Source organism: Leisingera daeponensis (genome assembly GCF_019801465.1).
Classification (GTDB): Bacteria; Pseudomonadota; Alphaproteobacteria; order Rhodobacterales; family Rhodobacteraceae; genus Leisingera; species Leisingera daeponensis_A.
Window position 1 is genome coordinate 706,353 of record NZ_JAHVJA010000001.1, and the last position, 26,256, is coordinate 732,608.

At 66.3% G+C, this 26,256-nt stretch carries 33 protein-coding genes; 9 read left to right on the plus strand and 24 right to left on the minus strand.

Annotation, left to right across the window (positions count from 1 at the left end; all coding sequences use genetic code 11):
- Positions 1–9: 9 nt before the first annotated feature.
- The 13 genes from KUV26_RS03380 to KUV26_RS03440 all read right to left on the minus strand — a co-directional run bounded on the left by KUV26_RS03380 (position 10) and on the right by KUV26_RS03440 (position 8,344).
- Positions 10–669: a phage tail tape measure protein gene (locus KUV26_RS03380; protein WP_222503107.1), complete on the minus strand. Its 660-nt coding sequence runs from the start codon at positions 667–669 to the stop codon at positions 10–12.
- Positions 662–877 (minus strand): rcc01693 family protein, encoded by a 216-nt coding sequence (locus KUV26_RS03385; protein ID WP_222503106.1) that lies wholly within the window; start codon positions 875–877, stop codon positions 662–664. Before KUV26_RS03385 ends, KUV26_RS03380 begins: the two co-directional genes overlap by 8 nt.
- Positions 874–1,194, minus strand: coding sequence for a gene transfer agent family protein (locus tag KUV26_RS03390; RefSeq protein WP_222507301.1), 321 nt, complete (start codon positions 1,192–1,194; stop codon positions 874–876). The genes KUV26_RS03385 and KUV26_RS03390 overlap by 4 nt, the downstream gene beginning before the upstream one ends.
- Positions 1,195–1,196: 2 nt before the next feature.
- Positions 1,197–1,610 carry a phage major tail protein, TP901-1 family gene (locus tag KUV26_RS03395; RefSeq protein ID WP_039170035.1) on the minus strand — a complete coding sequence of 138 codons (414 nt, stop codon included), beginning with the start codon at positions 1,608–1,610 and terminating at the stop codon, positions 1,197–1,199.
- A gap of 46 nt (positions 1,611–1,656) precedes the next feature.
- On the minus strand, positions 1,657–2,064 hold the full coding sequence (locus KUV26_RS03400) for a DUF3168 domain-containing protein (RefSeq protein WP_222507302.1): 408 nt from the start codon (positions 2,062–2,064) through the stop codon (positions 1,657–1,659).
- Complete coding sequence (locus tag KUV26_RS03405) at positions 2,061–2,393, minus strand: head-tail adaptor protein (RefSeq protein WP_222507303.1); 333 nt, start codon at positions 2,391–2,393, stop codon at positions 2,061–2,063. The genes KUV26_RS03400 and KUV26_RS03405 overlap by 4 nt, the downstream gene beginning before the upstream one ends.
- On the minus strand, positions 2,390–2,989 hold the full coding sequence (locus tag KUV26_RS03410; protein ID WP_222507304.1) for a head-tail connector protein: 600 nt from the start codon (positions 2,987–2,989) through the stop codon (positions 2,390–2,392). The genes KUV26_RS03405 and KUV26_RS03410 overlap by 4 nt, the downstream gene beginning before the upstream one ends.
- A gap of 181 nt (positions 2,990–3,170) precedes the next feature.
- Complete coding sequence (locus KUV26_RS03415; RefSeq protein WP_222507305.1) at positions 3,171–4,352, minus strand: phage major capsid protein; 1,182 nt, start codon at positions 4,350–4,352, stop codon at positions 3,171–3,173.
- Positions 4,349–4,918, minus strand: coding sequence for an HK97 family phage prohead protease (locus KUV26_RS03420; protein ID WP_222507306.1), 570 nt, complete (start codon positions 4,916–4,918; stop codon positions 4,349–4,351). The genes KUV26_RS03415 and KUV26_RS03420 overlap by 4 nt, the downstream gene beginning before the upstream one ends.
- Before the next feature lie 26 nt (positions 4,919–4,944).
- Complete coding sequence (locus tag KUV26_RS03425) at positions 4,945–5,169, minus strand: hypothetical protein (RefSeq protein ID WP_222453187.1); 225 nt, start codon at positions 5,167–5,169, stop codon at positions 4,945–4,947.
- Positions 5,162–6,376 carry a phage portal protein gene (locus tag KUV26_RS03430; protein ID WP_222507307.1) on the minus strand — a complete coding sequence of 405 codons (1,215 nt, stop codon included), beginning with the start codon at positions 6,374–6,376 and terminating at the stop codon, positions 5,162–5,164. The genes KUV26_RS03425 and KUV26_RS03430 overlap by 8 nt, the downstream gene beginning before the upstream one ends.
- 320 nt (positions 6,377–6,696) lie before the next feature.
- Positions 6,697–7,983, minus strand: a complete 1,287-nt coding sequence (locus KUV26_RS03435; RefSeq protein WP_222507308.1) for a DNA-packaging protein — start codon at positions 7,981–7,983, stop codon at positions 6,697–6,699.
- Positions 7,976–8,344 carry a hypothetical protein gene (locus tag KUV26_RS03440; protein WP_222507309.1) on the minus strand — a complete coding sequence of 123 codons (369 nt, stop codon included), beginning with the start codon at positions 8,342–8,344 and terminating at the stop codon, positions 7,976–7,978. Before KUV26_RS03440 ends, KUV26_RS03435 begins: the two co-directional genes overlap by 8 nt.
- A 287-nt stretch (positions 8,345–8,631) precedes the next feature.
- Here KUV26_RS03440 and KUV26_RS03445 point away from each other — a divergent pair, with 287 nt between their 5' ends.
- Positions 8,632–9,405, plus strand: coding sequence for a TIGR01458 family HAD-type hydrolase (locus tag KUV26_RS03445; RefSeq protein WP_222507310.1), 774 nt, complete (start codon positions 8,632–8,634; stop codon positions 9,403–9,405).
- A gap of 82 nt (positions 9,406–9,487) precedes the next feature.
- Here the strand turns inward: KUV26_RS03445 and mltG are convergent, their stop codons facing one another.
- Complete coding sequence (gene mltG, locus KUV26_RS03450) at positions 9,488–10,645, minus strand: endolytic transglycosylase MltG (protein WP_222507517.1); 1,158 nt, start codon at positions 10,643–10,645, stop codon at positions 9,488–9,490.
- Positions 10,645–11,910 carry a beta-ketoacyl-ACP synthase II gene (gene fabF / locus KUV26_RS03455; protein WP_222503095.1) on the minus strand — a complete coding sequence of 422 codons (1,266 nt, stop codon included), beginning with the start codon at positions 11,908–11,910 and terminating at the stop codon, positions 10,645–10,647. Before fabF ends, mltG begins: the two co-directional genes overlap by 1 nt.
- 375 nt (positions 11,911–12,285) lie before the next feature.
- On the opposite strand from fabF, the gene KUV26_RS03460 reads away from it, so the two are divergent.
- Together KUV26_RS03460 and KUV26_RS03465 are read left to right on the plus strand one after the other, a co-directional pair.
- Complete coding sequence (locus KUV26_RS03460; RefSeq protein ID WP_222507311.1) at positions 12,286–13,158, plus strand: PilZ domain-containing protein; 873 nt, start codon at positions 12,286–12,288, stop codon at positions 13,156–13,158.
- Positions 13,159–13,441: 283 nt separating this feature from the next.
- Complete coding sequence (locus KUV26_RS03465; RefSeq protein WP_222503093.1) at positions 13,442–14,344, plus strand: PilZ domain-containing protein; 903 nt, start codon at positions 13,442–13,444, stop codon at positions 14,342–14,344.
- A gap of 117 nt (positions 14,345–14,461) precedes the next feature.
- Here the strand turns inward: KUV26_RS03465 and KUV26_RS03470 are convergent, their stop codons facing one another.
- From KUV26_RS03470 to fabD, 5 genes are all read right to left on the minus strand, one after another.
- Positions 14,462–15,205, minus strand: coding sequence for a HisA/HisF-related TIM barrel protein (locus KUV26_RS03470; RefSeq protein ID WP_222503092.1), 744 nt, complete (start codon positions 15,203–15,205; stop codon positions 14,462–14,464).
- A 241-nt stretch (positions 15,206–15,446) separates the two neighbouring features.
- Positions 15,447–15,680: an acyl carrier protein gene (locus KUV26_RS03475; RefSeq protein WP_005982462.1), complete on the minus strand. Its 234-nt coding sequence runs from the start codon at positions 15,678–15,680 to the stop codon at positions 15,447–15,449.
- A 417-nt stretch (positions 15,681–16,097) separates the two neighbouring features.
- Complete coding sequence (gene fabG / locus KUV26_RS03480) at positions 16,098–16,835, minus strand: 3-oxoacyl-ACP reductase FabG (RefSeq protein ID WP_222507312.1); 738 nt, start codon at positions 16,833–16,835, stop codon at positions 16,098–16,100.
- A gap of 22 nt (positions 16,836–16,857) precedes the next feature.
- A complete protein-coding gene (locus KUV26_RS03485) occupies positions 16,858–17,445 on the minus strand; it encodes an alpha/beta hydrolase (RefSeq protein ID WP_222503090.1) in 588 nt (195 codons plus the stop codon).
- A 3-nt stretch (positions 17,446–17,448) separates the two neighbouring features.
- Positions 17,449–18,381, minus strand: coding sequence for an ACP S-malonyltransferase (fabD, locus tag KUV26_RS03490; protein ID WP_222507313.1), 933 nt, complete (start codon positions 18,379–18,381; stop codon positions 17,449–17,451).
- Positions 18,382–18,557: 176 nt separating this feature from the next.
- Here fabD and KUV26_RS03495 point away from each other — a divergent pair, with 176 nt between their 5' ends.
- A complete protein-coding gene (locus tag KUV26_RS03495) occupies positions 18,558–19,808 on the plus strand; it encodes a cytochrome b/b6 domain-containing protein (protein WP_222507314.1) in 1,251 nt (416 codons plus the stop codon).
- A gap of 138 nt (positions 19,809–19,946) precedes the next feature.
- Here the strand turns inward: KUV26_RS03495 and KUV26_RS03500 are convergent, their stop codons facing one another.
- From KUV26_RS03500 to KUV26_RS03510, 3 genes are all read right to left on the minus strand, one after another.
- Complete coding sequence (locus KUV26_RS03500; protein ID WP_222503087.1) at positions 19,947–20,279, minus strand: hypothetical protein; 333 nt, start codon at positions 20,277–20,279, stop codon at positions 19,947–19,949.
- Positions 20,280–20,479: 200 nt separating this feature from the next.
- On the minus strand, positions 20,480–21,058 hold the full coding sequence (locus tag KUV26_RS03505; protein WP_222507315.1) for a YceI family protein: 579 nt from the start codon (positions 21,056–21,058) through the stop codon (positions 20,480–20,482).
- Between the two features lie 155 nt (positions 21,059–21,213).
- Positions 21,214–21,747 carry a hypothetical protein gene (locus tag KUV26_RS03510; RefSeq protein WP_222507316.1) on the minus strand — a complete coding sequence of 178 codons (534 nt, stop codon included), beginning with the start codon at positions 21,745–21,747 and terminating at the stop codon, positions 21,214–21,216.
- Positions 21,748–22,078: 331 nt separating this feature from the next.
- Here KUV26_RS03510 and rpsF point away from each other — a divergent pair, with 331 nt between their 5' ends.
- The 5 genes from rpsF (at position 22,079) to KUV26_RS03535 (ending at position 24,578) form a co-directional block, all read left to right on the plus strand.
- On the plus strand, positions 22,079–22,432 hold the full coding sequence (gene rpsF, locus KUV26_RS03515; RefSeq protein WP_222503084.1) for a 30S ribosomal protein S6: 354 nt from the start codon (positions 22,079–22,081) through the stop codon (positions 22,430–22,432).
- Between the two features lie 28 nt (positions 22,433–22,460).
- Positions 22,461–22,688 carry a 30S ribosomal protein S18 gene (gene rpsR / locus KUV26_RS03520; protein WP_005608650.1) on the plus strand — a complete coding sequence of 76 codons (228 nt, stop codon included), beginning with the start codon at positions 22,461–22,463 and terminating at the stop codon, positions 22,686–22,688.
- A gap of 12 nt (positions 22,689–22,700) precedes the next feature.
- Positions 22,701–23,312: a 50S ribosomal protein L9 gene (gene rplI, locus KUV26_RS03525; RefSeq protein ID WP_222503083.1), complete on the plus strand. Its 612-nt coding sequence runs from the start codon at positions 22,701–22,703 to the stop codon at positions 23,310–23,312.
- A gap of 179 nt (positions 23,313–23,491) precedes the next feature.
- Positions 23,492–23,683 carry a hypothetical protein gene (locus tag KUV26_RS03530; RefSeq protein ID WP_222507317.1) on the plus strand — a complete coding sequence of 64 codons (192 nt, stop codon included), beginning with the start codon at positions 23,492–23,494 and terminating at the stop codon, positions 23,681–23,683.
- A gap of 418 nt (positions 23,684–24,101) precedes the next feature.
- A complete protein-coding gene (locus KUV26_RS03535) occupies positions 24,102–24,578 on the plus strand; it encodes a lytic transglycosylase domain-containing protein (RefSeq protein WP_222503081.1) in 477 nt (158 codons plus the stop codon).
- A gap of 196 nt (positions 24,579–24,774) precedes the next feature.
- On the opposite strand, the gene tig is transcribed toward KUV26_RS03535, so the two are convergent.
- Entirely contained in the window at positions 24,775–26,106 is a 1,332-nt protein-coding gene (gene tig / locus KUV26_RS03540; RefSeq protein ID WP_222503080.1) for a trigger factor, read from the minus strand.
- Positions 26,107–26,256 lie beyond the last annotated feature (150 nt).

Genomic DNA, 26,256 nt, shown 5'->3' on the forward strand with positions numbered 1-26,256 from the left:
CATCCTTCCTTAACGGTTGCGGCCGCCGCGCGACAGCGCACGGGAGAGCTGCGCGGCGATCTGGCTGCGGCTGCGTTCAAAGCCTTTGACGTCCGGCGTGCTGACATTCATCACCACATTCACGGCGCCGCTGCCCTGGCTGCGCACGCCCAGCGAGCCATCGGCGCCGCGGGTCAAGGGCAGGATCGCCTCCGGCCCCGCTTCGCCCATCAGTCCGGTGGCGCCGCGCATCGGGAAGGCTGTGGGGCCGGTCACGATGCCGCCCTTGGCAAACGGCATCACCTTGCCCTGGCTGAAGGCGGCGCCATTGGCAAAGGGCAGAATGTTTCCGATCAGCGAGGTCAGCCCGTCGGTAATCAGCCCGCCCGCGTGGTTCGTCACCGGCTTCATCGCGGCGTTGTAGGTGGTGCGGATCATCGAGCGCGCCAGGGTGTCCATTGCCTCCGACAGATTGGCGCCGTCGAACAGCAGATCGTCAAAAGCGCGGCGCAAGCCCTTGGAAAGACTGCGGTCCAGGATCTGGGCATCGCGGCCGGTCTCGGAGAAACCCTCCTTCACCCGCCCCAGCACATCTGCAAAGGCTGCGGCCATACCGGAGGCTCCGTCGAGCGCTTCCCCCAAAGCCTCGCCCTGCAATTCCAGTTCCGCCATCGAGGATGAGTCAGTCATCTGTTGTCTCCTTGTTCTTCGGGGCGGCGGCGTCCGGGAAGGCCGCCATCAGGGCCGCCAGCCGGTCCCGGGCCATCGGCTGCGGTGCGGCGGCATCGCCCAGCATCAGCCGCAGCTCCGCCGGGGTCAGCTGCCAGAAATCGCGCGGCAGCAGTTTCAGCCCCGCCATTCCGGCGCGCATCAGGGCGGGCCAGTCGAGGGCCGTCATGGACTCTCGGGCATGGCAAAGCTGCGCACCAGCAGTTCCGCCGCCACCCGTGCGGCCTGCATAGGGCCGCCAGTGATGGTGGCGGAGGCCAGCTCCTCGCGGCTGAGGTCATGGCCGCCGCCCTGCAGGCCGGCCGCCAGCAGCGCCAGCACGTCGCGGGCGGAGAACCGGCCCTGTTCGAACCGCTGCACCAGATCCACCAGCGTGCCTTCCTCCAGCGCGGCCTCAAGCCCCGCCAGCGCGCCGAGTGTCAGCTTCAGCGCGTAAGGCCTTCCGTTCACCAGCAATTCCGCCTCGCCTGCGTGGGGGTTCAGCATCGTCACACCGCCGCAAAGCTGAGCTGGCCGGCGCTGGCGAGCGACAGTTCATAGGTCGCCTCGCCGTTGTGGCTGCCGGCGTATTCCAGCGCGGTCACCTGAAACGGTCCCTGCACGATGCCGAAGTCGGGAATGATGACCTGGAACTCCGGCGTGAGACCGTCGAAGAACAGCTGCCGGGCGCGTTCGTCGGTGGCCTCGTCCCGGAAGATGCCGGAGCCGGAAATGCTGGCCGAGCGCACCCCGGCACCGGCCAGCAGCTCGCGCCAGCCGCCCTGGCTTTCGAGGCTGGTCACATCGACGCTTTCAGCATTGAAGCTGATCCTTGTGGCGCGCAGGCCGGCGATCGTCTCGAACAGGCCGGCGCCGTTCATGTCCACTTTGACCAGAAGGTCCTTGCCGTTTTGAACGGTCATGGGGATTCTCCATGTATTTCAATTGGTTTCGAGAAGTTTCAGAGGGTCAGGCATCATCCACCCGGGCCCGGAAGCGCAGGGTGATCTGGCGTCCGCCGGAGCTGAGACGCTCCGCCTTGGCCCGGTCGAACCACAGGCCGGTCAACTGCCCGCGCGGCAGCGGCACCGAAGCGCCCTCCAATGCATCGCAGACCGCCGCGGCGGCGGCCTTGGCACCTGCAAATCCGGCGGTGTCGGTGGTGACGGTGACAAAGAACCGGTGCTCGGCGCCGCCTGCGGTCTTGTCGGAACGGTCCAGCACCTCCTCGCTCCCAAGCGCCACGTAGGTCTGCGGCAAGGGGCCTGCGGGGATCGCGTCATAGATGGCGCTGCCAACCAGCGCAGCCAACGCCGCGTCGCCGATCAGATGGGTATAGACAGCGGATTGCAGCCCGCCTGCGATGGCATAGGTCATCTGCTCACCTCCTCAACCGCGAAACAGGTGAGGTAGCGGTCATCCGGGCCGTTTTCCGCAACCGCATCAATACGGTAGAGCCGGTTCCCGTCGCGGAGCCGCTGATCGGGACGCGGGCGGGACGCAAAACCATCCGGGCTCGCGCGCAAGGTGATGCGGTATTTCTGCAAGGACAAGCTGTCACTGTTCAGACGTCCGCTGAGCGATTTCACCTCAGCCCAGAGTGTGCCAAGCGCCACCCAGGTCTCCGTATAGCCGCCGGCGCCGTCGGGGGCGCGCTGGGGGTCTTCCAGCACCAGTTTCCGGGTCAGCTTCGGGGGCTGTTTCATGCCAGGCCTCCCAGGGTCAGCCGCAGGCTGCGGTAGCGTTCGATCAGGCTGGTGACGCCAAAGGGCATGCAGCCGCCGTGCAGGCCGGTGTCGGCCCGGTATTCGTAGTAATGCGCCGCCAGCAGCATCACCGCCTGGGCCAGATCGGCGGGCAATCCGCCCCAGTCCGCGGCCATGCCGGCCTGCAGGGTGATGCGCACCAGGCCGCCGGCCGGAACCGCGGGCAGCAGGCCGGCGGCCGGGATCAGGCTGGGGCGCTGGCTGTCGCGCTCCAGCCGGTAGGCGGAGGCATCCAGAACCGTCTCCGCGCCGTCGGCATCGCGGACGGCAACCGCTGTCACGTCCTGCACCGGGGCAATCGGAAGCACCATCCGGGCGCGGTCGCGCCAATGCATTAGCTCCAGTTCAAAATTCCGGATAATCAGTGCCTTGCCGGTCCTTCCTTCCACCGCTGCCAGGGCGGCGCGCAGGAAGCCAAACAGCACCTCGTCCTGCAGGCTGCCCTCGCCAAAGCCGGTGCCCAGGCGCAGGTGCGCCTTGAAGGGGGCCAGCGGCAGGGCGGCCTCGGGCACGGTGGTCACTTCGCTCAGCATCATCATCTCACTCCTGCGGGCCACCCCCTGAGCCGGCCCGGATCTGCTGTCCGTAGGAAGGTTCGGCCGGCACGCACCGTTCCCTGCCGCTCGGACGGAGGGGGAGCAGCTAGACGGCAAGGAACTATGGCGGTGCGTGCCGGCCGGCGGACCGGGCTGCCGGTCCGCCATCAGCGGTGAGCGGTCAGCTCACGCCGAATTTCATCAGCTTGATCGCGGCAAAGTCGCTGACGTCGCCGCCGACCCGCTTGGTCGCGTAGAACAGCACATGCGGCTTGGCGCTGAAGGGATCGCGCAGCACCCGCAGGTCGGGGCGTTCGGCAATGGTGTAGCCGGCCCGGAAATCGCCGAAGGCGATGGAAAAGCTGTTGGAGGCCGGGTCCGGCATGTCCTCGGCGATCAGCACCCGGTAGCCCATCAGCCGGGCGGGTTCGCCCGCGGCCAGCCCGTCGGTCCACAGGAAGCGGCCGTCGGCGTCCTTCAGTTTCCGCAGCATTCCCGCGGTTTTGGAGTTCAGGATGAATGTGGCGTTGGCGCGGTATTCCGCCCCCAGCGCATAGACCAGGTCGATGATGGCGTCGCCGTTGCCGACCTCGGCATCGGTGCCGGAGGCGATGTAACCGAGGTTGCCCCAGGTCCAGCTGCCGTTCTCGGCCACGGTGTAGTCGAGGAAGCCGCGTGGCTTGTCGGCGCCATCGCCGTTGATGAAGGCATCGGCTTCGGAGCGCGCGAACTTGTCAGCGATGCGGGCGGCCAGCCAGCCCTCGATATCAAAGGCGCTGTCATCCAGCAGCCGCTGCGACGCCTTGGGCAGCGCGCTCAGCTCGTGCAGCGGGATCGAAATGCGGTCGATGGAGCCGGTGGAGGTTTCCGTCGACGGACCGGTTTCATTGGCCCAGCCGGCGCCCATTTCGCTGTGGTCGATCAGCACGTCATAGGACGCGGCCTCCACATGCACCACGGAGGCCACGGCGCGGATCGAAGCGGAGGCGTTCAGCACCGCCTTGACGGTTTCCGAGGTCTGCGGGTCGACCAGGTAGCCGCCGTCGCTGCCCACGGCGGAGGACATCGCCTTGCCTTCCAGTTCGAGGCCGCGCAGGCCGTCGTCGTCGCCGCTGCGCAGGTAGGCGTTGAACGCCTTCTGGTGCGGCGCGCCGGCGTCCTGGCTGGCGGCCAGATGGGGGCGGTTCTGAGAGATTGTCTTACGGTCCAGCATGGTCACTCGCTCTTCTGCCTGTTTCAGCCTTGATTGCACGTCGTCCTGAAACCCCTTGAATTCATGAATAAAGCCTGTGATGGCCTGTTTCACTTCATGCGCCAGGGGCGCTGCGTCCCCGGTTCCGGCCGGGAGGTCTTGATTGCTCATGATCGGTGTCCTGTTTTGAGATCGCGGGTGATCTGGCGCAGGCCGGCGGCCAATGCGCGCAGCGCCCCGGCGCCTGCCTCAGCGCCGGAGGATTTGGCCGCCACCCGCGCCGCGGGCAGCATCGGGAAGGTGACCAGCGACACCTCCCACAGCTCCACCTGCGTGAGATGGCGGGTGCCGTCCGGGGCGCGGGTGGCCTTCAAAGTGCGGTAGCCGATCGAGAGGCCGTCAATGGCGCCGGCCCCGATCAGCGCCGCGGCTTCGGCGCCCTTCGGCGTGGCGGTGAGGATGCGGCCCTGGACGTACAGACCGCGCTTGTCCTCGCGCACCTCATCCCAGACGCCGATCGGCTGCGCCGGGTCGTGCTGCCACAGCATCTTGACCGTGCGGCCCTGATCCTTCAGCGCCTTGAGCGAGGCGGCATAGGCGCCGCGCTCGACCACGTCGCCGCCCTGATCAGTCTGGCCGAAGAGGCTGGCGTAGCCCTTGATCTCTGTTGCGTCCTTCAGCGAGAGATCCTCGCCGAAGCGTGCGAATTTATGTTCCAGACGGGGTGTTCCCTGCATCGTCTTTGCCTCGCAAATCATCGGTGTTACGGCAATTGCACCGCCAGGAAGGATTGGAAGGCCTGCGCCAGGATCACCGCGGCGACGCCGTAAACAGTGAGCCAAAGGCGTTTTTCCAGCCGTTCCATCATCTGCTCGATCCGGTCGAGGCGGCGGTTCACGGCCTCGTGCTGGATCTGGGCCACCCGCTCGTGCGCGGACAGGCGCAATCCCGGTGAACAGTCGAAGGCGTGCATCGGGTGCTCAGTCATCCTGTCCGCCCTCCGCCCGGGTCGCGGCCGGGGCCTGTTCGGGCAAGCCCAGCATCTGCCGCTTTTCCGCGGTGGTGAGGAAATCCGCCGAGGCGATCCGCCGCCACTGCGCCTCGCGCTCCGCCGCCAGGGCGGGCAGCTGGTCGAGATCGGGCTTCAGGCACAGTTCTTCGCCGGTCCAGCCTGCCAGCCAGTCCCCCAGCGCGGCGGTGACTTTTGAGACCAGCGGCAGCACGGTCAGCCGGTAGAAGGCGCGGTGGGCCTCCTGATAGTTGGCATAGGTCGCATCGCCCGGGATGCCGAGCAGCATCGGCGGCACCCCGAAGGCCAGCGCGATTTCGCGGGCGGCGGTGTCCTTGGTCTTCTGGAACTCCATGTCGGAGGGCGAGAAGCCCATCGGCTTCCAGTCCAGCCCGCCCTCCAGCACCATCGGGCGGCCGGCGTTCTGCGCACCCTGGAAATTTGTTTGAATCTCTTCACTTAGGTGGCGGAACTGATCGTCAGACATCTGGCCCTGGCCGTCGGAGCCGGTCCAGACCAGCGCGCCGGAGGGCCGGGCGGCATTGTCCAGGAGCGCCTTGGACCAGCGGGAGGCGGCGTTGTGCACGTCGATCGCCATTGCCGCCGACTGCAGGGCTGAGAGACCATAGTGGTCGTCCTGCGGGTGGAAGCTTTTGATATGGCAGACCGGGGATCTGACCGGTTCGGCGGCGAAGCGGTGCTTGCGCCCGCCGACCGCATAGTCGAAGCCGGCGGGCCAGCCGTCCGGGCCGGGAATGACGTTCATCCGGTCCGAGCGCAGCACATGCAGTTCCGCCGGGGTGCCGTCCTCCGCCGCGACCATCTCGACATAGGCGTTGCCGGAGAGGAGCAGGTGGCCGTAGAGCGCCTCCAGCAGTTCGGCCTGGGTCTGGGCCGGGTTGGGCCGCGCCAGCAGCGCCAGCCAGGGGTGGGCGCCGTAGCGCTGGCGGCTGTCCTGCAGCACCAGCGGCACCGCGGCGGCAGCCTCGGCGATCAGGCGGATCACCCGGTGGGTGACCGGATTGCCGGCAAAGCCGCTGCGGGTCAGGGAGACGGTGTCGCGCGGGCTCCAGGCGATGCGGCCTGCACCCTGCCAGGAGACCACGCGGGCGGTCTGCCTGGCCTTCTGTTCCAGGCCCGGTTTCCGGGGATCGGGCGATTTGCGCCGCAGCAGGTCAAAGACCATGGTCCGCTCCTCAATTGCTTGTGTCCGGCGCTGGCGGCCCGTGGGGCTGGTGCGCCTTTGCTGAGGATCATTAGGGACAGAAAGGCCTGAAGATTTGGCAAGCGGTGCGTGCGCAGGGTGCGCAACACCTTCCCATAAGACACTGAAACAACTTGATTTATGACGCATCCGAGGCGTGTTGCATCATGCTAAGGGCAGCGCCGGTCCCGGCGGGGTGAAAGCGAAGCGCCCGCCCCATCGTGCTGAAAGCACGCCTCCGGCATGACGGAGGGCGGGACGGGCGCTGCCCGGCGTGCCGCCGGGGGGTGTTTGCTGGCGGGTTACAGCACCCGCACCTGCGGCCGGCGCAGGTTTGCAGCCGGCTGGATGATCAGCTCATGCAAGGCCCAGACCAGCGCATCCACCCGGTCGGGCGAGCCGCTGCCGCGGTAGCCCTGCGGGGTCATCTGGCACATCTGGTCCTCCAGCTCTCCCAGCCCCGCAAGGTGGCGCACCCGGCCCTGTTCGTAGAGGGCGGCCACCGGCTCGGCGCGGGCGGATTTGCCCTTCCTTGCATGGAGCGCGCGGAACGGCACCAGCGGGTCGGCCTGGCGAAGCACGCTTTCGACCAGCGCGCCGCCCTGGTTGACCTCTGCCACCACGCGTTCGGCGCCAAAGCGGTCGCGGGCGGCGATCACCGCCTGTGCCCAGGCGAGCGGGCCAGCGCCTTGCACGGTGCAATCCGCCAGCACATAGGCCTGCCAGTCCTGCGGCGGGCCGTGGGTGACGGCGCCCGCCACCACGATGCCGCAGGCATCAGAGTTCTTGCCTGCACTGACCGCCGGGTCGACGGCCACCACCACCCGGTCCAGCGGCGGCGCCTCTGCAACCTGCGCCTCGACCAGAGCCGCGGTGGTCCAGAGCGCGCCCTGAATGTCCGACAGCATCACCCCGTCCAGCTCCTGGCGGCCCAGCCGGGTGCCGGCATAGCGCGCCCGCACCTCTGCCAGGAAGGAGGCGGCGAGGTTGGCGCGGTTGGCCTCTGTCGCGGCGTGGGTGGTGACGGTGCTGGGCGCGGCCAGCAGACGCTTCAGCACGGGCGCATTGCGCGGAGTGGTGGTGACGCAGGCACGGGGGGCCTGCCCAAGCCTGAGCGCAAACTGCAGCATGTCCCAGCTCTCCTGCCCCTTCTTCCACTTGGCCAGTTCATCCGCCCAGGCGGTATCGAACTGGGGGCCGCGCAGGGCCTCGGGGTCGTGGGCGGAGAAGGCCTGCGCCTCGGCGCCGTTGGGCCAGATCAGCTTGCGCTCCGACGCTTTCCACTTGGGCCGCCGGTCGGGCGGCGAGCAGGCCAGGATGCCGCTGTCGCCGTGGATCATCACGTCGCGCACCTGGTCATAGGTTTCGGCCACCAGCGCAATGCGGCGGGCGGTGCCGGGATCCTGCGGGCGCGGCCCCTCGGCCAGCGAGCGGACCCATTCGGCCCCTGCCCGCGTCTTGCCGGCCCCCCTGCCGCCCAGGATCACCCAGGCGCGCCAGTCCCCATCCGGCGGGCGCTGGTGGTCCAGCGCCCAGATGTCAAAGAGATGCGGCAGCGCGCAGAGGGTTTTGCGGTCCAGCTCATCCAAGAAGAAGCTCAGGAGCGAGGGCGGCACGCAGGCGAGAAAGCCCGCGCTCGACAGCTGCGCGCGCCGCGTGGAGATCGAGCTCGTGCCCGGATTTGAGCATGCGGGCGAATTCGGTGCTTTGTTCTGCAATGACTTTCTCCACTTTCTGGCAATCCCGGATCAGGCCTTCGAGCCTGCCGATTTGGGCCTTGGCGCCGGTGGCCTCGCCGCCGCCGGTGGTTTCAAGCTGCTCCCGGAGCTCCTCCGCCGCGTTGCGCAGGCGGTGCATGCTTTCCTGCAGCGAGCGCAGGAGATCGGCGGTGAGATGCACCTGCCGCTGCAGGACGGCGGCACCGTCCTGGTCTGGTGTCTGATCTGTCATGGATTGCTCTGCCTCATGCGTTTTTGTCCGCACGAGAGAAAGACACGACGGCCACCGGTGGAGGGGTCCGGGGCCGCCCATGTTTCTTCCAGCTGCATCACAACCTATACGTGAGTTAAGCGTGAAAGTCAAGGGTTATGGAGAGGGCTGCGTACGGTGGGTGCGCAACGGGGCAGCTTCAGATGCCAGTGCCGGTGTGGCCGGCGCGGGCCATGCCCCTGCTTTGCGCGGCATCTGCCGGCGCGGTCCGGTTTGACGCGCTGCTGCCCCTCAGGCAGAGTTCAATTATGGCACAAACCGTTCTGCTTGATGTGTCCGGCGTCCTGTACCAGGGCAGCACGGTCATCCCCGGGGCCATAGACGCCCTGTCGAAGCTCCGTTCTGCGGGATGGCAGGTGCGCTGCGTCACCAACTCAACCAGGCAGCCGAAGCGGCGTATCGTGGGCAAGCTTCAGGATATGGGGTTCAGCCTCCGGCCGGAGGAAGTGTTCACCCCCGTTGCTGCCGCGCTGGCCTGGCTGGACCGCACCGGCCACAGCCCGCATCTGCTGGTCCACCCGGCGCTTGAGGAAGAGTTCCGGGACTGCAAGACAGGCGGTCCGCCCGCGGTTGTGGTCGGGGATGCAGGACAGGCCTTCACCTATGAAAACATGAACCGCGCTTTCCGGCTGCTGAACGGCGGCGCGCCGCTGCTGGCCCTGGCAAACAACCGCATTTTCCTGAATGACGACGGGGAGCTGAGCCTTGATGCCGGGTCCTTCGTCAAGGCGCTGACGTTTGCCAGCGGCGCCGAGCCCAGGCTGTGCGGCAAGCCGGACCCGGAGTTTTTCCGCGCCGCTGCGGCTAGCGCCGGCTGCCCGCCGCAGCAGGCGGCAATGATCGGCGACGATGCGGAAAGCGATGTTGCAGGCGCCTTGGCAGCCGGGCTGGCGGCGGGCTATCTGGTGCGGACCGGAAAGTACCGCGACGGGGATGAGACCCGATATAACCCGGCACCGACCGCCCTGGCAGCGGACGTGCTGGAAGCCGTGGAGGGAATTCTGGAACGGAACGGCGCATGATCTGCAGGCCTTGTTGCGCCCCCTTAAAAAGGACAGGGCGCCAGCCGGCGCCCTTCCCTGTTTCTGCCCTGCCTTTGCAGCCTCAGTTGCTCTGCTGCTGCTCGGCTTCGATCTCGCGCCATTTGGCGACGTTCCGGTTGTGCTCGTCCAGCGTCTCGGCAAACGCATGGCCGCCGGTGCCGTCGGCGACGAAGAACACGTAATCGGTGCTCTCCGGGTTCACCGCAGCCTCGAGGCTCGCCATGCCTGGGTTGGCGATGGGCGTTGGCGGCAGGCCTTCGATCACATAGGTGTTCCAGGGGGTTGCCCTGCGCAGCTCGCTCTGGCGCAGGCCCCGGCCCAGCACGCCTTCGCCCTTGGTGACGCCGTAGATCACCGTCGGGTCGGTCTGCAGCCGCATGCCGCGGTTGAGGCGGTTGGTGAAGACCGAGGCGACCAGGCCGCGCTCCTCGGCGACGCCGGTTTCCTTCTCGATGATCGAGGCGAGGATCAGCATTTCCTCGGGGCTGTTGACGGCAGCATCTTCGGAGCGGCCTTCCCAGGCGGCGTTGATGCGCAGCTGCTGGCGCTCCTGCATTTCCGCAAGGACGGCGGCACGTTCGGTGCCGGGGGTGACCTCGTAGCTGTCGGGCGCCAGAAGGCCCTCGGCCGGGCGCGCGCCCGGGTCGCCGTCCAGCACGTCGATCGCCTTGAGCGCCTCGACCACCTGCCAGCTGGTCACGCCTTCGGCCAGCGCAATGCGGTAGCGGGTGTCGGCGTCCTGGCGGGTCTCGGTGTACTCCGCCGGAACCTCGTCCTCGCCGAGGGTGAAGTCGGCGATTTCCTCGAATTTGTTGGTCGACGGATCCAGTTCGCGCACCAGGGTCTGGGTGCGGGTCACGCCGACGCGGTAGACGATCTCGGTGCCGCAGGTGGAGGCGCCGGAATGGGTGATCTCGTCAACGATGCGCTCCATCGAGGCGCCCGGTTCCACCAGGAAGCTGCCGGCCTTCAGCTGGCCGGTCTTCTCGCTGTATCTGGCGCCGAGGCGGAAGATGGTGCCGGAGGACACCGCGCCTTGCGCCTGCAGATCGCGGCTGACGCGCGCCATGTTGGAGCCGCGTTCCACCCTGAGGCAGATGGCGGTGTCCAGCGGCCCCTCGGAGGTGTACTCCGATTTGCCCCACAGGATGAGGCCGCCCAGCAGGAACAGGGCGGCGATCAGGATTGTCAGCATATTGGAGGCGAGGCTGCGCCACATCACTTGGGTTTCCCGAAGATCACCGAAGCGTTGGTGCCGCCGAAGCCGAAGGAGTTCGACAGCGCCACGTCGATCTTGCGCTCGCGCTTGGCGTTGGGCGCCAGGTCAACCGGGGTTTCGACCGCCGGGTTGTCGAGGTTGATGGTCGGCGGCGCCACCTGGTCGCGGATCGCCAGGATCGAGAAGATCGCCTCGATCGCGCCGGCCGCGCCCAGCAGGTGGCCGGTTGCGGATTTGGTCGAGGACATGGTGACATTGGCGGCGTGGTTGCCCAGCAGCCGTTCCACCGCGCCCAGTTCGATGGTGTCGGCCATGGTCGAGGTGCCGTGGGCGTTGATGTAGTCGATGGCCGAAGGCTCCAGGCCCGCGTTTGCCAGGGCCGCCTTCATCGAGCGCTCTCCGCCTTCGCCGTCTTCAGACGGGGCGGTGATGTGGTAGGCGTCGCCGGACAGGCCGTAGCCCAGCACCTCGGCATAGATCTTGGCGCCGCGGGCCTTGGCGTGCTCGTAATCCTCCAGCACCACGATGCCGGCGCCCTCGCCCATGACAAAGCCGTCACGGTCGGCGTCATAGGGGCGCGAGGCCGCCTTGGGGTCGTCGGCGCGTTTGGTGGACAGCGCCTTGCAGGCGTTGAAGCCGGCGATGCCGATCTCGCAGATCGCCGCCTCGGCACCGCCCGCGATCATCACGTCGGCGTCGCCGGATTTGATCAGCCGGGCCGCGTCGCCGATGGCGTGGGCGCCGGTCGAGCAGGCGGTCACGACAGAATGGTTCGGACCCTTGAAGCCGAAGCGGATCGAGACCTGGCCGGAGATCAGGTTGATCAGCGCACCGGGGATAAAGAAGGGCGACACCCGGCGGGGGCCTTTTTCCTTGATCATCACCGCGGTGTCGGCGATCGAGCTGAGGCCGCCGATGCCGGAGCCGATCATCACGCCGGTGCGCAGGCGGCTTTCCTCATCCTCGGGCGTCCAGCCGGAGTCGCGCACGGCCATGTCGGCGGCTGCGATGCCGTAGAGGATGAAGTCGTCGATCTTCTTCTGCTCTTTCTTGATGACCCAGTCATCCGGGTTGAACGTGCCCTCGGAGCCGTCGCCGCGCGGAACTTCGCAGGCATAGGTCGTGGCGACGCCGCTTGCCTCGGCATCAAACAGGGTGATGGGGCCGGCACCCGACTGTCCATCCAGCAACCGGGACCAGGTTTCTTCGACTCCGCTGGCCAGCGGGGTGACCAGGCCCAGTCCGGTGACTACTACTCGGCGCATTCCTTGCTCTCCTATGCCTCGGCAATCCGTCCGTTCAAATAGCTTGGAATGGCAACCGGGTGCAAGAGCGGGCTGGCCGCCGGTGTGACGTGACGGAAAATGCGCCGCGCTGCCATTTGCAAAAGACGGGAACGTTTGGTTAACCACTCTCCTTTAGGATGAGATTATCAAGTAGCGAAACTCGGCATCCGTCCTCGTGGATTGCCAATGCGGGCTGGAGCTCTGGGCCAATTTGTCTCCAGCCCGCCTTTTTGCGTGCGGCCCGGCTTTGTCCCGGGCCGCGCGAATTTTCCCGCCGCAGCCGGGCCGCGTTAACCTCAAATTCGCATCTCTGAGTCAGCATCTCCTCCGGAGATACGTGAGGAATACCCCGCCATGCGCAAATGGCTTCCGACAGCTGCTGTTCTGCTGACCCTGTCCCTGATGGCCGGGCGCGCCGCCGCCTCGTGCCCTGTGCACCAGGATCTCTCCGACCTGAACCGGGCATCGGCCGGGTTTCTGTCCTACCTGGAGACCGGCCAAGGATCGTTCTACGTCCAGCAGCTGAACAGCTGGATCAGCACCAACCCGCCTGCCCCGCTGCGGCAGCGGATGCGGGCCGTCGGCATCCAGCAGGTTGAACCGGGCGCCGTCAGGCTGATCCAGCAGTCCTCGGTGCTGCTGAAAATGCTGTACAGCCAGGGCCGTCCGGCCGCGCTGGAAAGCGCCCGGCACATGGGGCTGTACGAGCTGCGGGCGGAATACGGCGCTCTGGTCGAGGCCCTGCCCTGCGATCAGATCAAGGAAGACGGCTTTGGCAGCAAGCTGGTGGCGATCAACGCCAATGATGCGCGGCAGCGCCAGCAGATCATCAACGCCGCGATTGCCTGGATTTCGTTTCTGGTGCTGGGCGGCAGCGTTCTGTATTTCCTGGACCGGATCGGCATCCGCAAGATCCGCCGCACCAAACGCTATCCCTGCGCGGTCCCTTGCGTGCTGCAGGCCGGGGGCAGAACCGTGCGCGCCCATCTCGTCGACCTGAGCCGGGCCGGCGCCAAGGTTCATCCGGACGCACAGTTCGACGCATCCGGCCGGGTGCGGCTGACCTTTGGCGGCTACACGGTGGACGCGCAGGTGCGCTGGAAGACCGCGGATTACATCGGCGTGCAGTTCACCAAGGAATTCAACTTCATGCAGCTTCACCGGCTGCTGGAAGAATTCCCGATGCAGGAAGGCGGCCTGCGCGAGGAAGTCAGGCTGGGCCTGTAACCCGGCCCAATGGGTCTCAGGCGCTGCGCGCAGCGCGGCCGCTTTCCTCAGGCTTGTTTGACCGCGGCCCGCCCCCGGCTTCCCCCCTGTCATTTTGCGACGCTTCCTGCGCTTTTGCGGCAGGACGGCTTCCTGCCGTTTCCAGGCCCGCGGCCGGGCCCCGCTTTTGCGGGGAATTAACGCCCGCAAAAGTCAGCGTTAACAACTGCTGATGCCACCTTTGGTAGATTGAAGGGAAGACAACCGCCCGCAAACGCGAGCTGACCTTCAGAGCGAGCCGAACATGAAGCACTGGCCCATCCTTCTGGCTTTACTTGCTGCACCTGCTGCACTGCTGACCGATGCAGGCGCCGCTGCGGCATCCCGGGCCACCTGCATGCTGCAATCCGATCTCGTGATGTTCCAGCATGAGGCGCGCGGGTTCCTTGAGCACCTGCGAACCGGCAATGACCCCGGCAAGGCCCGGCAGCTGCAGCATTGGCTGGAGGATCATCCGGTGGTGTCGCTGCGCATGAGCATGCGGCGGGCCGGGATGGAGATGTACGAACCGCTTGCGACGCGGCTGATCACCCAGCAGAAAGGTCTATTGGAGGTGTACCGGCGGCAGGGCCAGGCCAAGGCGGAGACCAGCGCGAAGCGGCTGGGGACCGCGGCGCTCTTGGAGGAGTTCGCCGCCAGGATCATTCCGCTGCCCTGCGATTTCTCGCCGGAGCGGGCGCAGACCGCAGACAGTGCCAGCGGCATGGGTCCGGTCCGGGGAATTTCGCAGGAAACCGCCGTCGTCAGCTCGCTTTCGGCGCTGCTTCTTGCCAGCGGCGGCCTGCTTCTGGCCGAGCGGCTGGCCCGCCGCCACCGGCGGCGGCGGCGGCGCTTTCCCTGCTCGCTGCCCTGCAGCCTGAAATCGGGGAGCCTTCTGCTGCGGGCGAAGTTGGTCGACATCAGCCGGATGGGGGCAAAGATAAGGGTCTGGCACTTGCCCGGAACCCCGTTGCCGGCCAGCAAATGCGAGGTCACGGTCACGTTCCCCGAACTGGGGGACATCCGCGCCCAGGTGACCTGGCAAAGCGCCGATTACGTCGGACTGAAGTTCAGCAGGCAGATAACGGGAGAGAATCTGCGGACCCTGCGCAGCTGGTCGAAACGCACCGAGACCGGGGCGCCAGCGGCAGAAGCCAACCCCGCCTGACCGCGGTGCGGGCCGTGGAGCCCGGTCCGCCCGCCGCTGCGGCCTGCCGCCCGTTCGGCCGGCCCCGGCGGCAGCCGGAGAAAGGGCGCCCGCACGCAGGCGCCCTGACGCTGTCTTTTACTGGAACTCGGCGACCGGCTCCGGTTCGGGGCGGGCCACCGCCAGCGCCTCCTCGACCGAGAGGGTCTTGCGGAACAGTGCCCGGCCGACCAAGGTGCCGGCAATGTTGTGGATGTACTTCAGCCGCGAGATGTCGTCGGCATTGCGCACCACGCCGCTGGCGATCACCGGCTGTTTCACCAGCGTGGCCAGATGCGAGATTAGCCCCATCTGCGCTTCTGTATCGGCAACATCCGCGTCGATGTCGGTGATGATGATGCCGGCAAACGGCGTGTCCTTGAAAGCCTCCAGATAGGCTTCCGGGGAAAAGGCGCCGGATTTGCGCCAGCCGTCCGTCATCACCTGGTCCTGCCAGATATCCACCGCCAGCACGATCTGGTCCGGGTGGTGTTCCGCCAGTTCGCGCACCAGATGCGGATCGCGGGCGGCCAGGGTGCCGATCACAATGCGCCCCGCTCCCTTGTCGATCCAGTGCTCGACCTGCTCGCGCGAGCGCATGCCGCCGCCCAGCTGCACCGGGATACCGGCGCCGCGGATGATTCTGGTGACCAGCTCCTCGTTGCTGTTATCGCCTTCCAGCGCGTTGAAGTCGGTCAGGTGCATCCATTCCGCCCCTGCCGCGGCAAATCCCTTGGCGGTTTCGACCGGATCCACATGCCAGATCTGCGGCTCATCCAGGCGGCCTTTTTCGAGGGTCACGCAGCGGCCGTTCTGAATTTCCATCGTCGGGTAGATCATCATAGTGCCAGTCTCCTCTGTTATGCCTCATGCGCTCAGAGTAGCACGGATTCCGCCCGGCGATACGCCGTATCGCAGCGATTTAGCGATCAATTGCGGCGCCGGCTCCGGCCCCGGGCGGTAGCGCAAACACCGCAGCGCACGGATCGCCGCGGAACCGGAATCGCGCAGCCCCCCGGCAAATGAAAACGGCGCCCTCCGCTGGGGAGGACGCCGCTTAATTCCGGTCATCCGGAAGCGTGGATCAGGACGCTTCGGAGATGAACTTGACCGCGTCGCCGAAGGTCTGGATGGTCTCGGCTGCGTCGTCCGGGATCTCGATGCCGAACTCTTCTTCAAACGCCATCACCAGCTCAACGGTGTCCAGGCTGTCTGCGCCCAGATCGTCGATGAAGGAGGCGTTTTCGGTGACCTTGTCCTCTTCAACACCCAGGTGCTCAACAACGATCTTTTTAACGCGATCTGCGACGTCGCTCATGTCTCTTCCTCGTTTTACAGGGCACTCTGCCCGGTTCTGCCCTGCCCGGTCGGGCGGCGTGGTTTTTGCCCGGAGCGGGCGGTGTGATCCCCGAGGTACGGGGACAGTGCGGCGTTTCCGTTAGGAAATACCGGCGGATATGGGCCGCCTATAGCATAGACCGCAGCCAAGGCAAACGGTTTCGCGCGGTCACGAAGCGGCAGCGCGGCTTGCCTGTGGCCGCTATGAAGCGTGCAGATGGCCTTGTAATCAAGTGGTTGCAAGACCTGTGCTGCATCTTTTTTGCTTTTTCACCGGATTTCAACCAGTTGGCGGCGGAAGCTGGCCCGGACTGCGGCCCCGGTTCCGGCGGGCGGGCGGGAAAAAGCCCCGCAGGCTGGCTGCGGGGCTTTCGGAACATGCAGCGCGGCGGGGCGTTCAGATCATTGCCATGCCGCCGTTCACATGCAGGGTGGTGCCGGTGACATAGCCCGCTTCCTGGCTGGCCAGATACAGCACCGCAGAGGCGATTTCCTTCGAATCTCCCATCCGGCCGGCCGGGATCTGGGTCAGGATCGCGTCTTTCTGATTGTCGTTCAGCTTGTCGGTCATGGCGGTGGCGATGAAGCCCGGCGCCACCGCGTTGACGGTGATGCCGCGGTTGGCGACCTCATAGGCCAGCGACTTGGACATGCCGACCATGCCGGCCTTGGAGGCGGCATAATTGCCCTGGCCCGGGTTGCCGGTGGCGCCGACAACGGAAGAGATGTTGATGATGCGGCCCCAGCGCGCCTTCATCATGCCGCGCAGAACGCCGCGGCACAGCCGCATGGTGGAGGTGAGGTTCACGTCCAGCACGCTCTGCCATTCCTCGTCCTTCATCCGCATGAACAGGTTGTCGCGGGTGATGCCCGCGTTGTTCACCAGGATATCAACCGAGCCCATTGCCTCGGCGGCCTGTTTCGGCAGCGCCTCGACGGCCTCGGCGTCGGAGAGGTTGCAGGGCAGCACATGGGCGCGCTCGCCCAGTTCTTCGGCCAGCGCCTTGAGCGGTTCCTCGCGGGTGCCCGACAGCGCCACGGTGGCGCCTGCGGCGTGCAGGGCGCGGGCGATGTCGCCGCCGATGCCGCCCGAAGCGCCGGTGATCAGCGCGTTCTTTCCTGTAAGATCAAACATGTTTTCTTGCCCTCTTGGCTTCTTAGTCCCGCAGGACCGGTTGTGTCAGAAGACCGTAGCGTTCTATCTCCGCCTCGGTCATTATATGCATTCCGTCGGCAGGTGCGGCATGGACGGTGAACCAGTAGAATTGCGCACTGCCCAGCATCCGGGTTGTATAGGCCACATAGGGGGCGTGCTCCGGATGCCAGCGCGGGTATTCGTCGGCGGCTCTGTCGCCCTCCCAGGCGTGCACGCCCAGAACCGCCCCTGCCTCCATGGTGCGCTCGGAGCCGGCCAGGAACAGCTCCACGGCGCCGGAGAAGATTTCACTGCGGGCGGTGACATGGGTGTCGAGACCCAGATCGCGCACCAGATGGCCGATTTTCAGGTTGGTCTCATCATCGTCGGATCCGGGCATGTCCATCAGCACCAGCCGCTGCGCGTCCGGGTGCTTTGCCATGAAGTCCCGGAACCGGCGCAGCGATTTGCCGTTGACGGTTCCGTTGACCAGAATGTCCTGCCCGCGGAGTTCGAAGCTGGCCGCCTGCGCCTGTTTGAGCATCAGCCCGCCGGCCACGGCTGCGGCAATGGCAAGGCTGAAACCCAGGAACGCGAGGCGGCGCTGCATGGATCAGGCCCCGGCGGCGGCCGCGGCGTCCTCTGGGGTGCCGACCTGGCGGCAGGCCAGGCTGCGGTCGATCTTGCGGATCATGCCCGACAGCGCCTTGCCCGCGCCGATTTCCCAGAACTCGGTGACGCCCTTGGCCGCCATCGCCTGCACGCTTTCGCGCCAGCGCACGGAGCCGGTCACCTGCTCGACCAGCAGCTGGCGGATTTCGTCCGGGCTGGTGACAGCGTCGGCGCGCACGTTGGCGATCAGCGGCACTGCCGGCGATTTGATATCGACGCCACGCAGCGCCTCGGCCATGGCGTCAGCGGCGGGCTGCATCAGGGCGCAGTGGAAGGGGGCGGACACCGGCAGCATCACCGCGCGCTTGGCGCCCTTCTCCTTGGCGATTTCTGCGGCGCGTTCGACCGCCGCCTTGGCGCCGGAGACCACCACCTGGGTGGGGTCGTTGTCGTTGGCGGCCTGGCAGACCTCGCCCTGGGCAGCTTCCTCGGCCACCGCGCGCACGGCATCCAGATCGAGGCCCAGGATCGCGGCCATGGCGCCCTCGCCCACCGGCACCGCGCTTTGCATCGCGAGGCCGCGGGTGCGCAGCAGGCGGGCGGTGTCGGCCACCGAGATGGCGCCGGCCGCGGCCAGCGCGGAGTATTCGCCCAAAGAGTGGCCGGCCACGAAGGCGGCCTTGCCGATGGTGACGCCTTCGGCCTCCAGCGCGCGCATGGCGGCCATAGAGGTGGCCATCAGCGCGGGCTGGGCGTTCTGGGTCAGGGTCAGGGTTTCGATCTCTCCCTCCCAGATCAGCCGGCTCAGGCTTTCCCCCAGCGCATCATCCACCTCGTCAAAGATGGCCTTGGCGGCGGGGTATGCCTCGGCCAGCGCCTTGCCCATGCCGATGGTCTGGGCGCCCTGCCCGGGGAACACAAATGCGATCGTCATTGATGACCTCGTCTGTTTCAGCGTTTTGCCTGATGTACCCGCCCTTTCCCCCGCGTACAAGCAAAGCCGCACCTGACGCACGAAACCTGTGCATGGGCGGACAGCCCCGTGCGTTGCATCCGGGGTAGCCATGGCTAGGTTAAGGTCAACCCGACGCCGACCAGGAACTGCGCCCCATGTCCCGCACCAACACGTTTTCCTCCTATGGCAGCATCGCCAAGAGCTTTCACTGGCTGACCGCGCTGCTGATCTTCACGGCCTTTCCGCTGGGCTATTTCGCCAATGAGATGGCGCATGACATCCAAAGCGCCGGATTTGACGGCAGCCCGGCGGTGATCGAACGCGCGACGCTGCTGTTTTCCCTGCACAAGACCATCGGGGTGGCGGTGTTCTTCACCGCGCTGCTGCGGATCCTGTGGGCGCTGAGCCAGCCGAAACCGGGCCTGCTGCACCCGGACCGCAAGGCGGAGGCGCTGGCGGCGGAAGTGGTGCATTGGCTGCTGTACGGCTCGCTGGTGGCGGTGCCGCTCACTGGCTGGATCCACCATGCGGCGACCACCGGCTTCGCGCCGATCTGGTGGCCGTTCGGGCAAAGCCTGCCGTTTGTGCCGAAATCCGACGCGGTGGCGGGGATCTTCGGCAGCCTGCACTGGCTGCTGGTCTGGACCCTGGCGGCAGCGCTGGGCCTGCATATTGCCGGCGCCCTGAAGCACCATGCGGTCGACCGCGACGCCACCCTGCGCCGGATGCTGCCGGGCAGCGGCACCCTGCCCAGGCCGCCGGCCCAGGCGCACAGCCTGCTGCCGCTGCTGGCAGCACTGCTGGTCTGGGGCGGCATCCTCGGCGGCGGCGCGGCGCTGGGCCTGGTCGGCGGCAAGCAGGCCGCCGGGACCGGCACGGCGGCCCCTGTTGTTGCCGCCGCGCCCTCCGCCGCCGCCGCGCCCGGCGGCTGGGCGGTTCAGTCGGGCACGCTGGGCCTTACCGTCACCCAGATGGGCAGTGCGGTGTCCGGCAGCTTCGGCGAGTGGGCCGCGGTCATCACTTTTGAAGAGCCCGAGGCGCCCGGCCCGGCAGGCGCGGTCGAAGTGACCATCGCGATCCCCTCGCTGGAACTGGGTTCGGTCGCCAGCCAGGCGATGGGCGCGGATTACTTCGACAGCGCGAACTTCCCCACCGCGCTGTTCCAGGCGGAAATCGAGAAGCTGGCGGAGGGCTATGAGGCCGTAGGCATGCTGACCATCAAGGACCAGACAGTGCCGGTTACCCTGCCCTTCGATCTGGAGCTGGAGGGGAATACCGCGAGGATGACCGGCGGCCTGACACTGAACCGGCTGGATTTCGGCATCGGCAAGAGCCTTCCGGACGAAAGCTCCTTGGGGTTCGCCGTGGATGTCGCGGTGGAGCTGGAAGCGGTGCGGACGGAGTGATCCCAGGCAGCGGAAGGCGAGCCCTCCCGCGCCTGCGGATACGCCGGCACCGCCGGCTTATCCTGACAGCCCTGGGCCTGGCGCCGCGCTGACGCGCGGCGCTTTTCGTTTCAGTGCCCGGCCGGGGCCCGCGGCCGCTCAGTGCCGGTGATAGTAGTACCCGCCATGGCGCGACCGGTGCCGGTGGCCGCCGTGGCGGCGGAAATGGTGCCGGTCGCGGCCCGCGTGGTGGTGGCGGCGGGCGCCGTGGTTGCCATAATACTGTCTGGGCTGGTGGTAGTAGACGCGGCCGCGGTGGCGGTCCCGGTCGTTATCCAGGCTCTTGAGGATGATGCCGAGCGCGACGATGCCTGCAAGGGCACGGGCTGCATCTGCGTCAGAACCATGGGCGGCAGCAGGCGGCGCGGCGGCCAGGTTTGCTGCAAGGGCCAGGGCCGCGGCGGCTGAGGTCAAAAAGCCGAAGCGGAACATGAAGCCTCCTTTCCGAAGTGGCCGGAGGGGCCGCCTTCAGTCTGCGCCGGTAGCGCCGGAAAGGCCAGTGCACCCCGGTCACAGTTTGGGGAGGCCTGCCGGCCCAGATCCGCTTGGGGAGGCCTGCGCCGGCGGCGCAAAGGAAAACCGCCGGCCCGTCAGGGGCCGGCGGCTGAAAGGCGGCTTGGGACGCTGAAGGATCAGCTGTCGGCTTTCATCGCTTCGATGGAAATCTTGATGTTGACTTCATCGCTGACGAAAGGCGCGAATTGGCCCAGATTGTAATCGGTGCGCAGGATCTGGGTGGTGGCGTCAAAGCCGGCCCAGGGTTTCTTGGCCATCGGATGCTCGCCCGCCTGGTTCAGCTTGGCGTCCAGCACCACCGGTTTGGTCACCCCGTTCAGGGTCAGGTCGCCGGTGATCTTGGCGGTATTGTCGCCGGTCACTTCGATGCCGGTGGAGGTGAAGCTGACGGTCTCATCCTCGGTGGCGTCGAAGAAATCCTTGGTCATGAAGTGGTCGAAGCGGGCTTGCCAGCCGGTGAACATCATGCTGAGCGGCATGGTCACGGAGACCGAGGAGTTCGCCGGGTTTTCCTGGTCGAACATGATTTCGCCTTCGAAGCCGGAGAACAGCCCGTAGGTGGTCGAATAGCCGAGGTGGTTGTAGTCGAACAGGATCTGGCTGTGGCCGGGATCCAGAACGTATTTCTCCGGTGCGGCAGCAGCGCCGGTTGCAGCGGCGGCAGCCAGGGCGGCGGCAAGCAGGGTCTTTTTCATTTCAAAGGCTCCGTCTGAAGAATTCATGTGGCAAAGGATGTGGCGGTTCGGGTCCCGAATGGAAGACCGCAAAAACCAACAGTATCTGTGAGCGCCTGAACACAAAACCCGGCTGCAGGCAGCCGGGCGGAGACTCGCGCGAATGTGATGGCGTGTTATGTCAGGATCCGCACCGCACCGCTGAGCTGGTCGCGCAGCTGGCTGCGGATGGCGGCGGAGCCCAGCGGCAGCTCGATCAGCAGGCTGCCGTCGCCTTCGAACAGTTGCACGGTGGCCGCGCTCAGCCGGGCACCGCCCAGCGTGTCGTAGCTGCGGCGCAGGACGGTGCGCGGGCGGCCCTGGGCGTCTCGCTTCAGCACCCGCAGCTCGCGGCGCACCGGATCAAAGCAGGCCTCGGGCTGGCCTTCGGGCTCATGCGCGGTCATCAGCACCAGGCCGGTCAAAAGGAAGGCGACCGAGATGCCGAACCGGATCAGGTTCATCTCCGCATCGGCGCCGGCGCCCTGCACCAGCCACAGGCCGGTGGCGCTGAGGATCATCGCGGCCCCCAGGAGCCGCAGCACCACCACCCGGAGCTTCCAGTTCGCCTCGAACCGCAAGCGGAGCGGCGACGCGGCGGCGATGGCGCCGAGCGCCCGGGCGCCCGACATCCTGGAAACCTGCGGCGGGGTGTGGTCTGTCACTGCCATTTGACTGCCCTTCTGCTGCTGTCCTGTCTCTGCTGCCTTGCTGCTGCGGCCCGGGGCCGCTGGTCTGGCGCCGCGGCGCCTGACCGCGTTAAGGCTTCTTTAACCAGTGAAGTGCCCGTTTGCGGCAGCATTTGGGCGGCCTTGCGGTTTTGCCGCGGCGTGCCGTTGCAGCCAGCGCAAAATACCCTTTTGCCTTGCTCTTTCGGCCGCAGCCTGTATAGGAGGCCCAGCTTCCGCGACATCTTCGATCCGCGCAGCCTCTCGTGACAGGGCAGCGGAAGCGTTACATGCCCCGTCTATGAAATGCGCCTAGACACAAACAGGAGTTCGCATGCCACTCTATGAGCATGTCATGATTGCGCGTCAGGACCTGTCCAACTCGCAAGCTGAAGGCCTCATCGAACATTTCGGTGCTGTTCTGTCCGACAACGGCGGCAAGCTGGTCGACCAGGAGTACTGGGGCGTCAAGACCATGGCCTACAAGATCAACAAGAACCGCAAGGGCCACTATGCCTTCCTGAAGACCGACGCACCGTCGTCTGCCGTTCAGGAAATGGAGCGCCTGATGCGTCTGCATGATGACGTGATGCGCGTCCTGACCATCAAGGTCGACGAGCACGCCGAGGGCCCTTCGGTCCAGATGCAGAAACGCGACGAACGCGACGGCCGTCGCGAGCGCCGCTGATCAACGCTTGAGAAAAGGACGCTAAATCATGGCAGCCAAACCGTTTTTCCGCCGCCGCAAGGTTTGCCCGTTCTCGGGTGAAAATGCGCCGAAGATCGACTACAAGGACACCCGTCTGCTGCAGCGCTACATCTCTGAGCGCGGCAAGATCGTGCCTTCGCGCATCACCGCCGTTTCGGCAAAGAAGCAGCGTGAGCTGGCCCGTGCTATCAAGCGCGCCCGCTTCCTCGCCCTGCTGCCCTACGCCGTGAAGTAAGGAGATAGGCAGATGCAAGTTATCCTTCTTGAGCGCGTTGCAAAGCTGGGCCAGATGGGCGACGTCGTCGACGTGAAGCCCGGTTTCGCCCGCAACTTCCTGCTGCCGCAGGGCAAGGCAAAAACCGCCTCCGAGTCCAACATCGCCGCCTTCGAGGCCCAGAAAGCGCAGCTGGAAGCGCGCAACCTGGAGACCAAGAAAGAGGCCGAGGCTCTGGCAGAAAAGCTGGACGGCCAGCAGTTCATCGTGATTCGCTCCGCATCGGACGCGGGCGCGCTGTACGGCTCGGTCACCCCGCGCGACGCGGCTGACGCTGCAACCGAAGCCGGCTTCTCGGTCGACAAGAAACAGGTCGCCCTGATCGCACCGATCAAGGAACTGGGCCTGCACGCGGTCGCCGTCAAGCTGCACCCGGAAGTGGAAGTCGAAATCAAGCTGAACGTGGCCCGCTCCCAAGAGGAAGCCGAGCTGCAGGCATCGGGCAAATCGATCCAGGAGCTGGCCGCCGAAGAGGAAGCCGCTGCTGAGTTCGAGATTTCCGAGCTGTTCGACGACATCGGCTCTGCCGCGTCCGACGACGACGAGGCACCGGCCGCCGAAGCCGCTGGCGAAGAAACCAACTGATCCCGTCCGGGACAGTGAAACATGGAAAAGGCCGCCCTCCGGGGCGGCCTTTTTCGTTGCCGGGGCCCAGTTTGAAAAGCTGAGGCAAATTGCGCGGAGATCCCCTGCCCCGGAATAACCATCTGTTTGCCGGAATTGGCCAGAATACTGGCGGAGTGGAGTAAAACGGGGGATGCGCCATGCAGGACGCATTTGATAGCGAGGAACTGGCATTGCGGCGGCGGCTGCTGTTCCGGCTGCTGCGCGGCCAGCGGGCCGACCGGCCGGCTTTCCGCACCGAGGCCATTTCAGAGCTGGTGCCGGCGGGGCTGATCGCGCCGGGCGAAAGCCTGTTCAAACCGCAGCCGCAGGCCGCGCGCAAGCCGGCCTGACGCGCGGAAACCGGCCTGAGGGCACGCGTCCGGGCGTCCGGTCTGCGCCCGTTTTTTGGCCGTTGAATGGCGGCTGCGCCGGGCTTCAACCGGGGTTGTAGGGACCGCGAAATTTTGGGAAACAGCCGCGGTCCCTTCTGCCCGATCCGGCCAGTTGCCCCACAGGCGTGAGGGGCAAACTGCCCTGAGGGTTGTTTCTGCCTCAATGCGCAACCCCAATATGTAGTGGGGGGCCATATTTAACAATTGCCTAATGATTAAAGTTTGACGGACCTCCCGGGGCCCGGCGCACAGGCGGTTTTCCCCAGCCTGAATGGCGGTTCCCCGCCGCCCTGCGGGGCGCGGCGCACTGACGGCATTGCAGACTGAGGCGAGGCGGCTAATCTGCCCGGCGTTAGAAACCGCTTTCGGAGGCCGCATGCCCCGCCGCATGACTTTGATCTTATTTTTCGCTGCCGCTGTGCTGTCCGCCTGCGCCAGCACCGCGTCCCCCCCGCAGGTGTCCAGAGCCGCCCCGCCGCTCCACCCGAACGAGACACCGGAACTGCGCCAGAAGATCAACTACTGGGCAGACCACTACGAGGTACCGCGCAGCCTGGTCCACCGGCTGGCGATCCGCGAAAGCACCCACAGGCCCAAGGCGGTGAACCGCCCCTACTACGGGCTGCTGCAGATCCTTCCCGCGACGGCGCGGTCGATGGGGTTCGATGGCGAGCCCAAGGAACTGCTGGATGCCGATACCAATCTGCAATTTGCCGTGAAATACCTGCGCGGCGCCTGGCTTCTGGCCGATGGCAGCCAGGACATGGCGGTGAAGCATTATTCCCGCGGCTACTACTACGAGGCCAAACGCCGCGGCATGCTGGTGGAAACCGGCCTGCGCCCCGGCGCCTGACAGGTGCAGCGCCCCTGCGGGGCGCTGCCCGGCCCAACGGGCCGCGGCGCGGTCCGCAGGACGGCGCCAAGAGCGGGCGGGAGGCCTGCCGGGCCGGCCCCAAACTCGGTGACAAGGCTGCCCTTAAATCCTGCACACCCATGCAAAAAAGGCCGCCCGTCCGGGCGGCCTTTCCGTCATTCATGAGGGCAGAGGATTACTCCTCGTCCAGCTCCTCAACGGCTTTCTGCAGCTCGTCCTTGGAGATCTCTTTCTCGGTGACTTTGGCCTGGCCGACGATGTGGTCGACAACCTTGTCCTCGAAGATCGGCGCGCGCAGCTGCTGCTGCATCTGGGCGTTCTGCTGGATGAACTCGAAGAACTGGCGCTCCTGGCCCGGGTACTGGCGGGCTTGCGCCATGATTGCCTGGGTCATTTCGGCGTCGGTCACTTCGACCTCGGCTTTCTGGCCCAGCTCGGCCAGCAGCAGTCCCAGGCGCACGCGGCGCTCGGCCAGCTTGGTGTGCTCCTCGGTGGTTTCGATCTCACCGTGGTCGTGGCCCTGCACCTCGGGGTTTTCCTCGTGCCACAGTTGGTGCGCGATCTGCTTGGCTTCGGCGTCGACCAGCGACGGCGGCAGGTCGAAGGAAACCAGGCTGTCCAGCTTGTCCAGCAGCGCGCGCTTCATCACCGCGCGGGCGGCACCGGCATATTCGGCTTCCAGGCGCTCGGTGATCTGAGCCTTCAGCGCGTCCAGGTCGTCGGCGCCGAATTTCTTGGCCAGCTCGTCATCGATCTCGGCCGCTTTCGGGGCCTTCACCTCTTTCACCTTGCAGGTGAAAACGGCTTCCTTGCCGGCCAGATGCTCCGCGCCGTATTCCTCGGGGAAGGACACGGTCACGTCTTTTTCCTCGCCGGCCTTGGTGCCGACCAGCTGCTCTTCAAAGCCGGGGATGAAGGAGTTGGAGCCCAGCACCAGCGGGTAGTCGTCGCCTGCGCCGCCGTCAAAGGCTTCGCCGTCGATCTTGCCGACGAAGTCGATCACGACCTGGTCGCCGTCTTCGGCTGCAGCGCCCTCTTCGCGGGCTTCGAATTCCTTGGCGGTTTCAGCCAGGTTGTTCAGCGCTTCGGTGACGGCTTCTTCTTCAGCCTTCACCACCAGCTTTTCCAGCTCGACGCCGGAGAAATCGACCTCGGGGATTTCCGGCAGTGCCTCGTAGGACATCTCGACGTTGACGTCGTCGCCTTCTTTCCAGTCATCGTTGGTCATCTTGACTTCGGGCTGCAGCGCCGGACGGTCGCCGCTGTCCTCGAAATGCTTGTTCATGGCGCCGTCGACGGCTTCCTGCATGGCTTCGCCCATCAGGCGCTGGCCGAACTGCTTCTTCAGCAGCGCCATCGGCACCTTGCCCTTGCGGAAGCCTTTCATTTCGATTTCCGGCTGGGCTTCGACCAGCTTTTCGTTGACCTTCTCGTCCAGCTCGGCGGCGGTGACGGTGATGGCGTAACCGCGTTTCAGACCTTCGTTCAGCGTCTCGGTGACCTGCATCCTATTCCCCATAGAGATTCGGGGCGCGTGCGCGCAGGCGCCCCCAGACAATTTGCGGTCTTCTATTTCCCCCGGCGCTCCGGCGCAAGGGGCATTGCCGGTTTGCAGGGTAATCCCGCGGATTTCCCGGCCCGCAAACGAAAAACACGC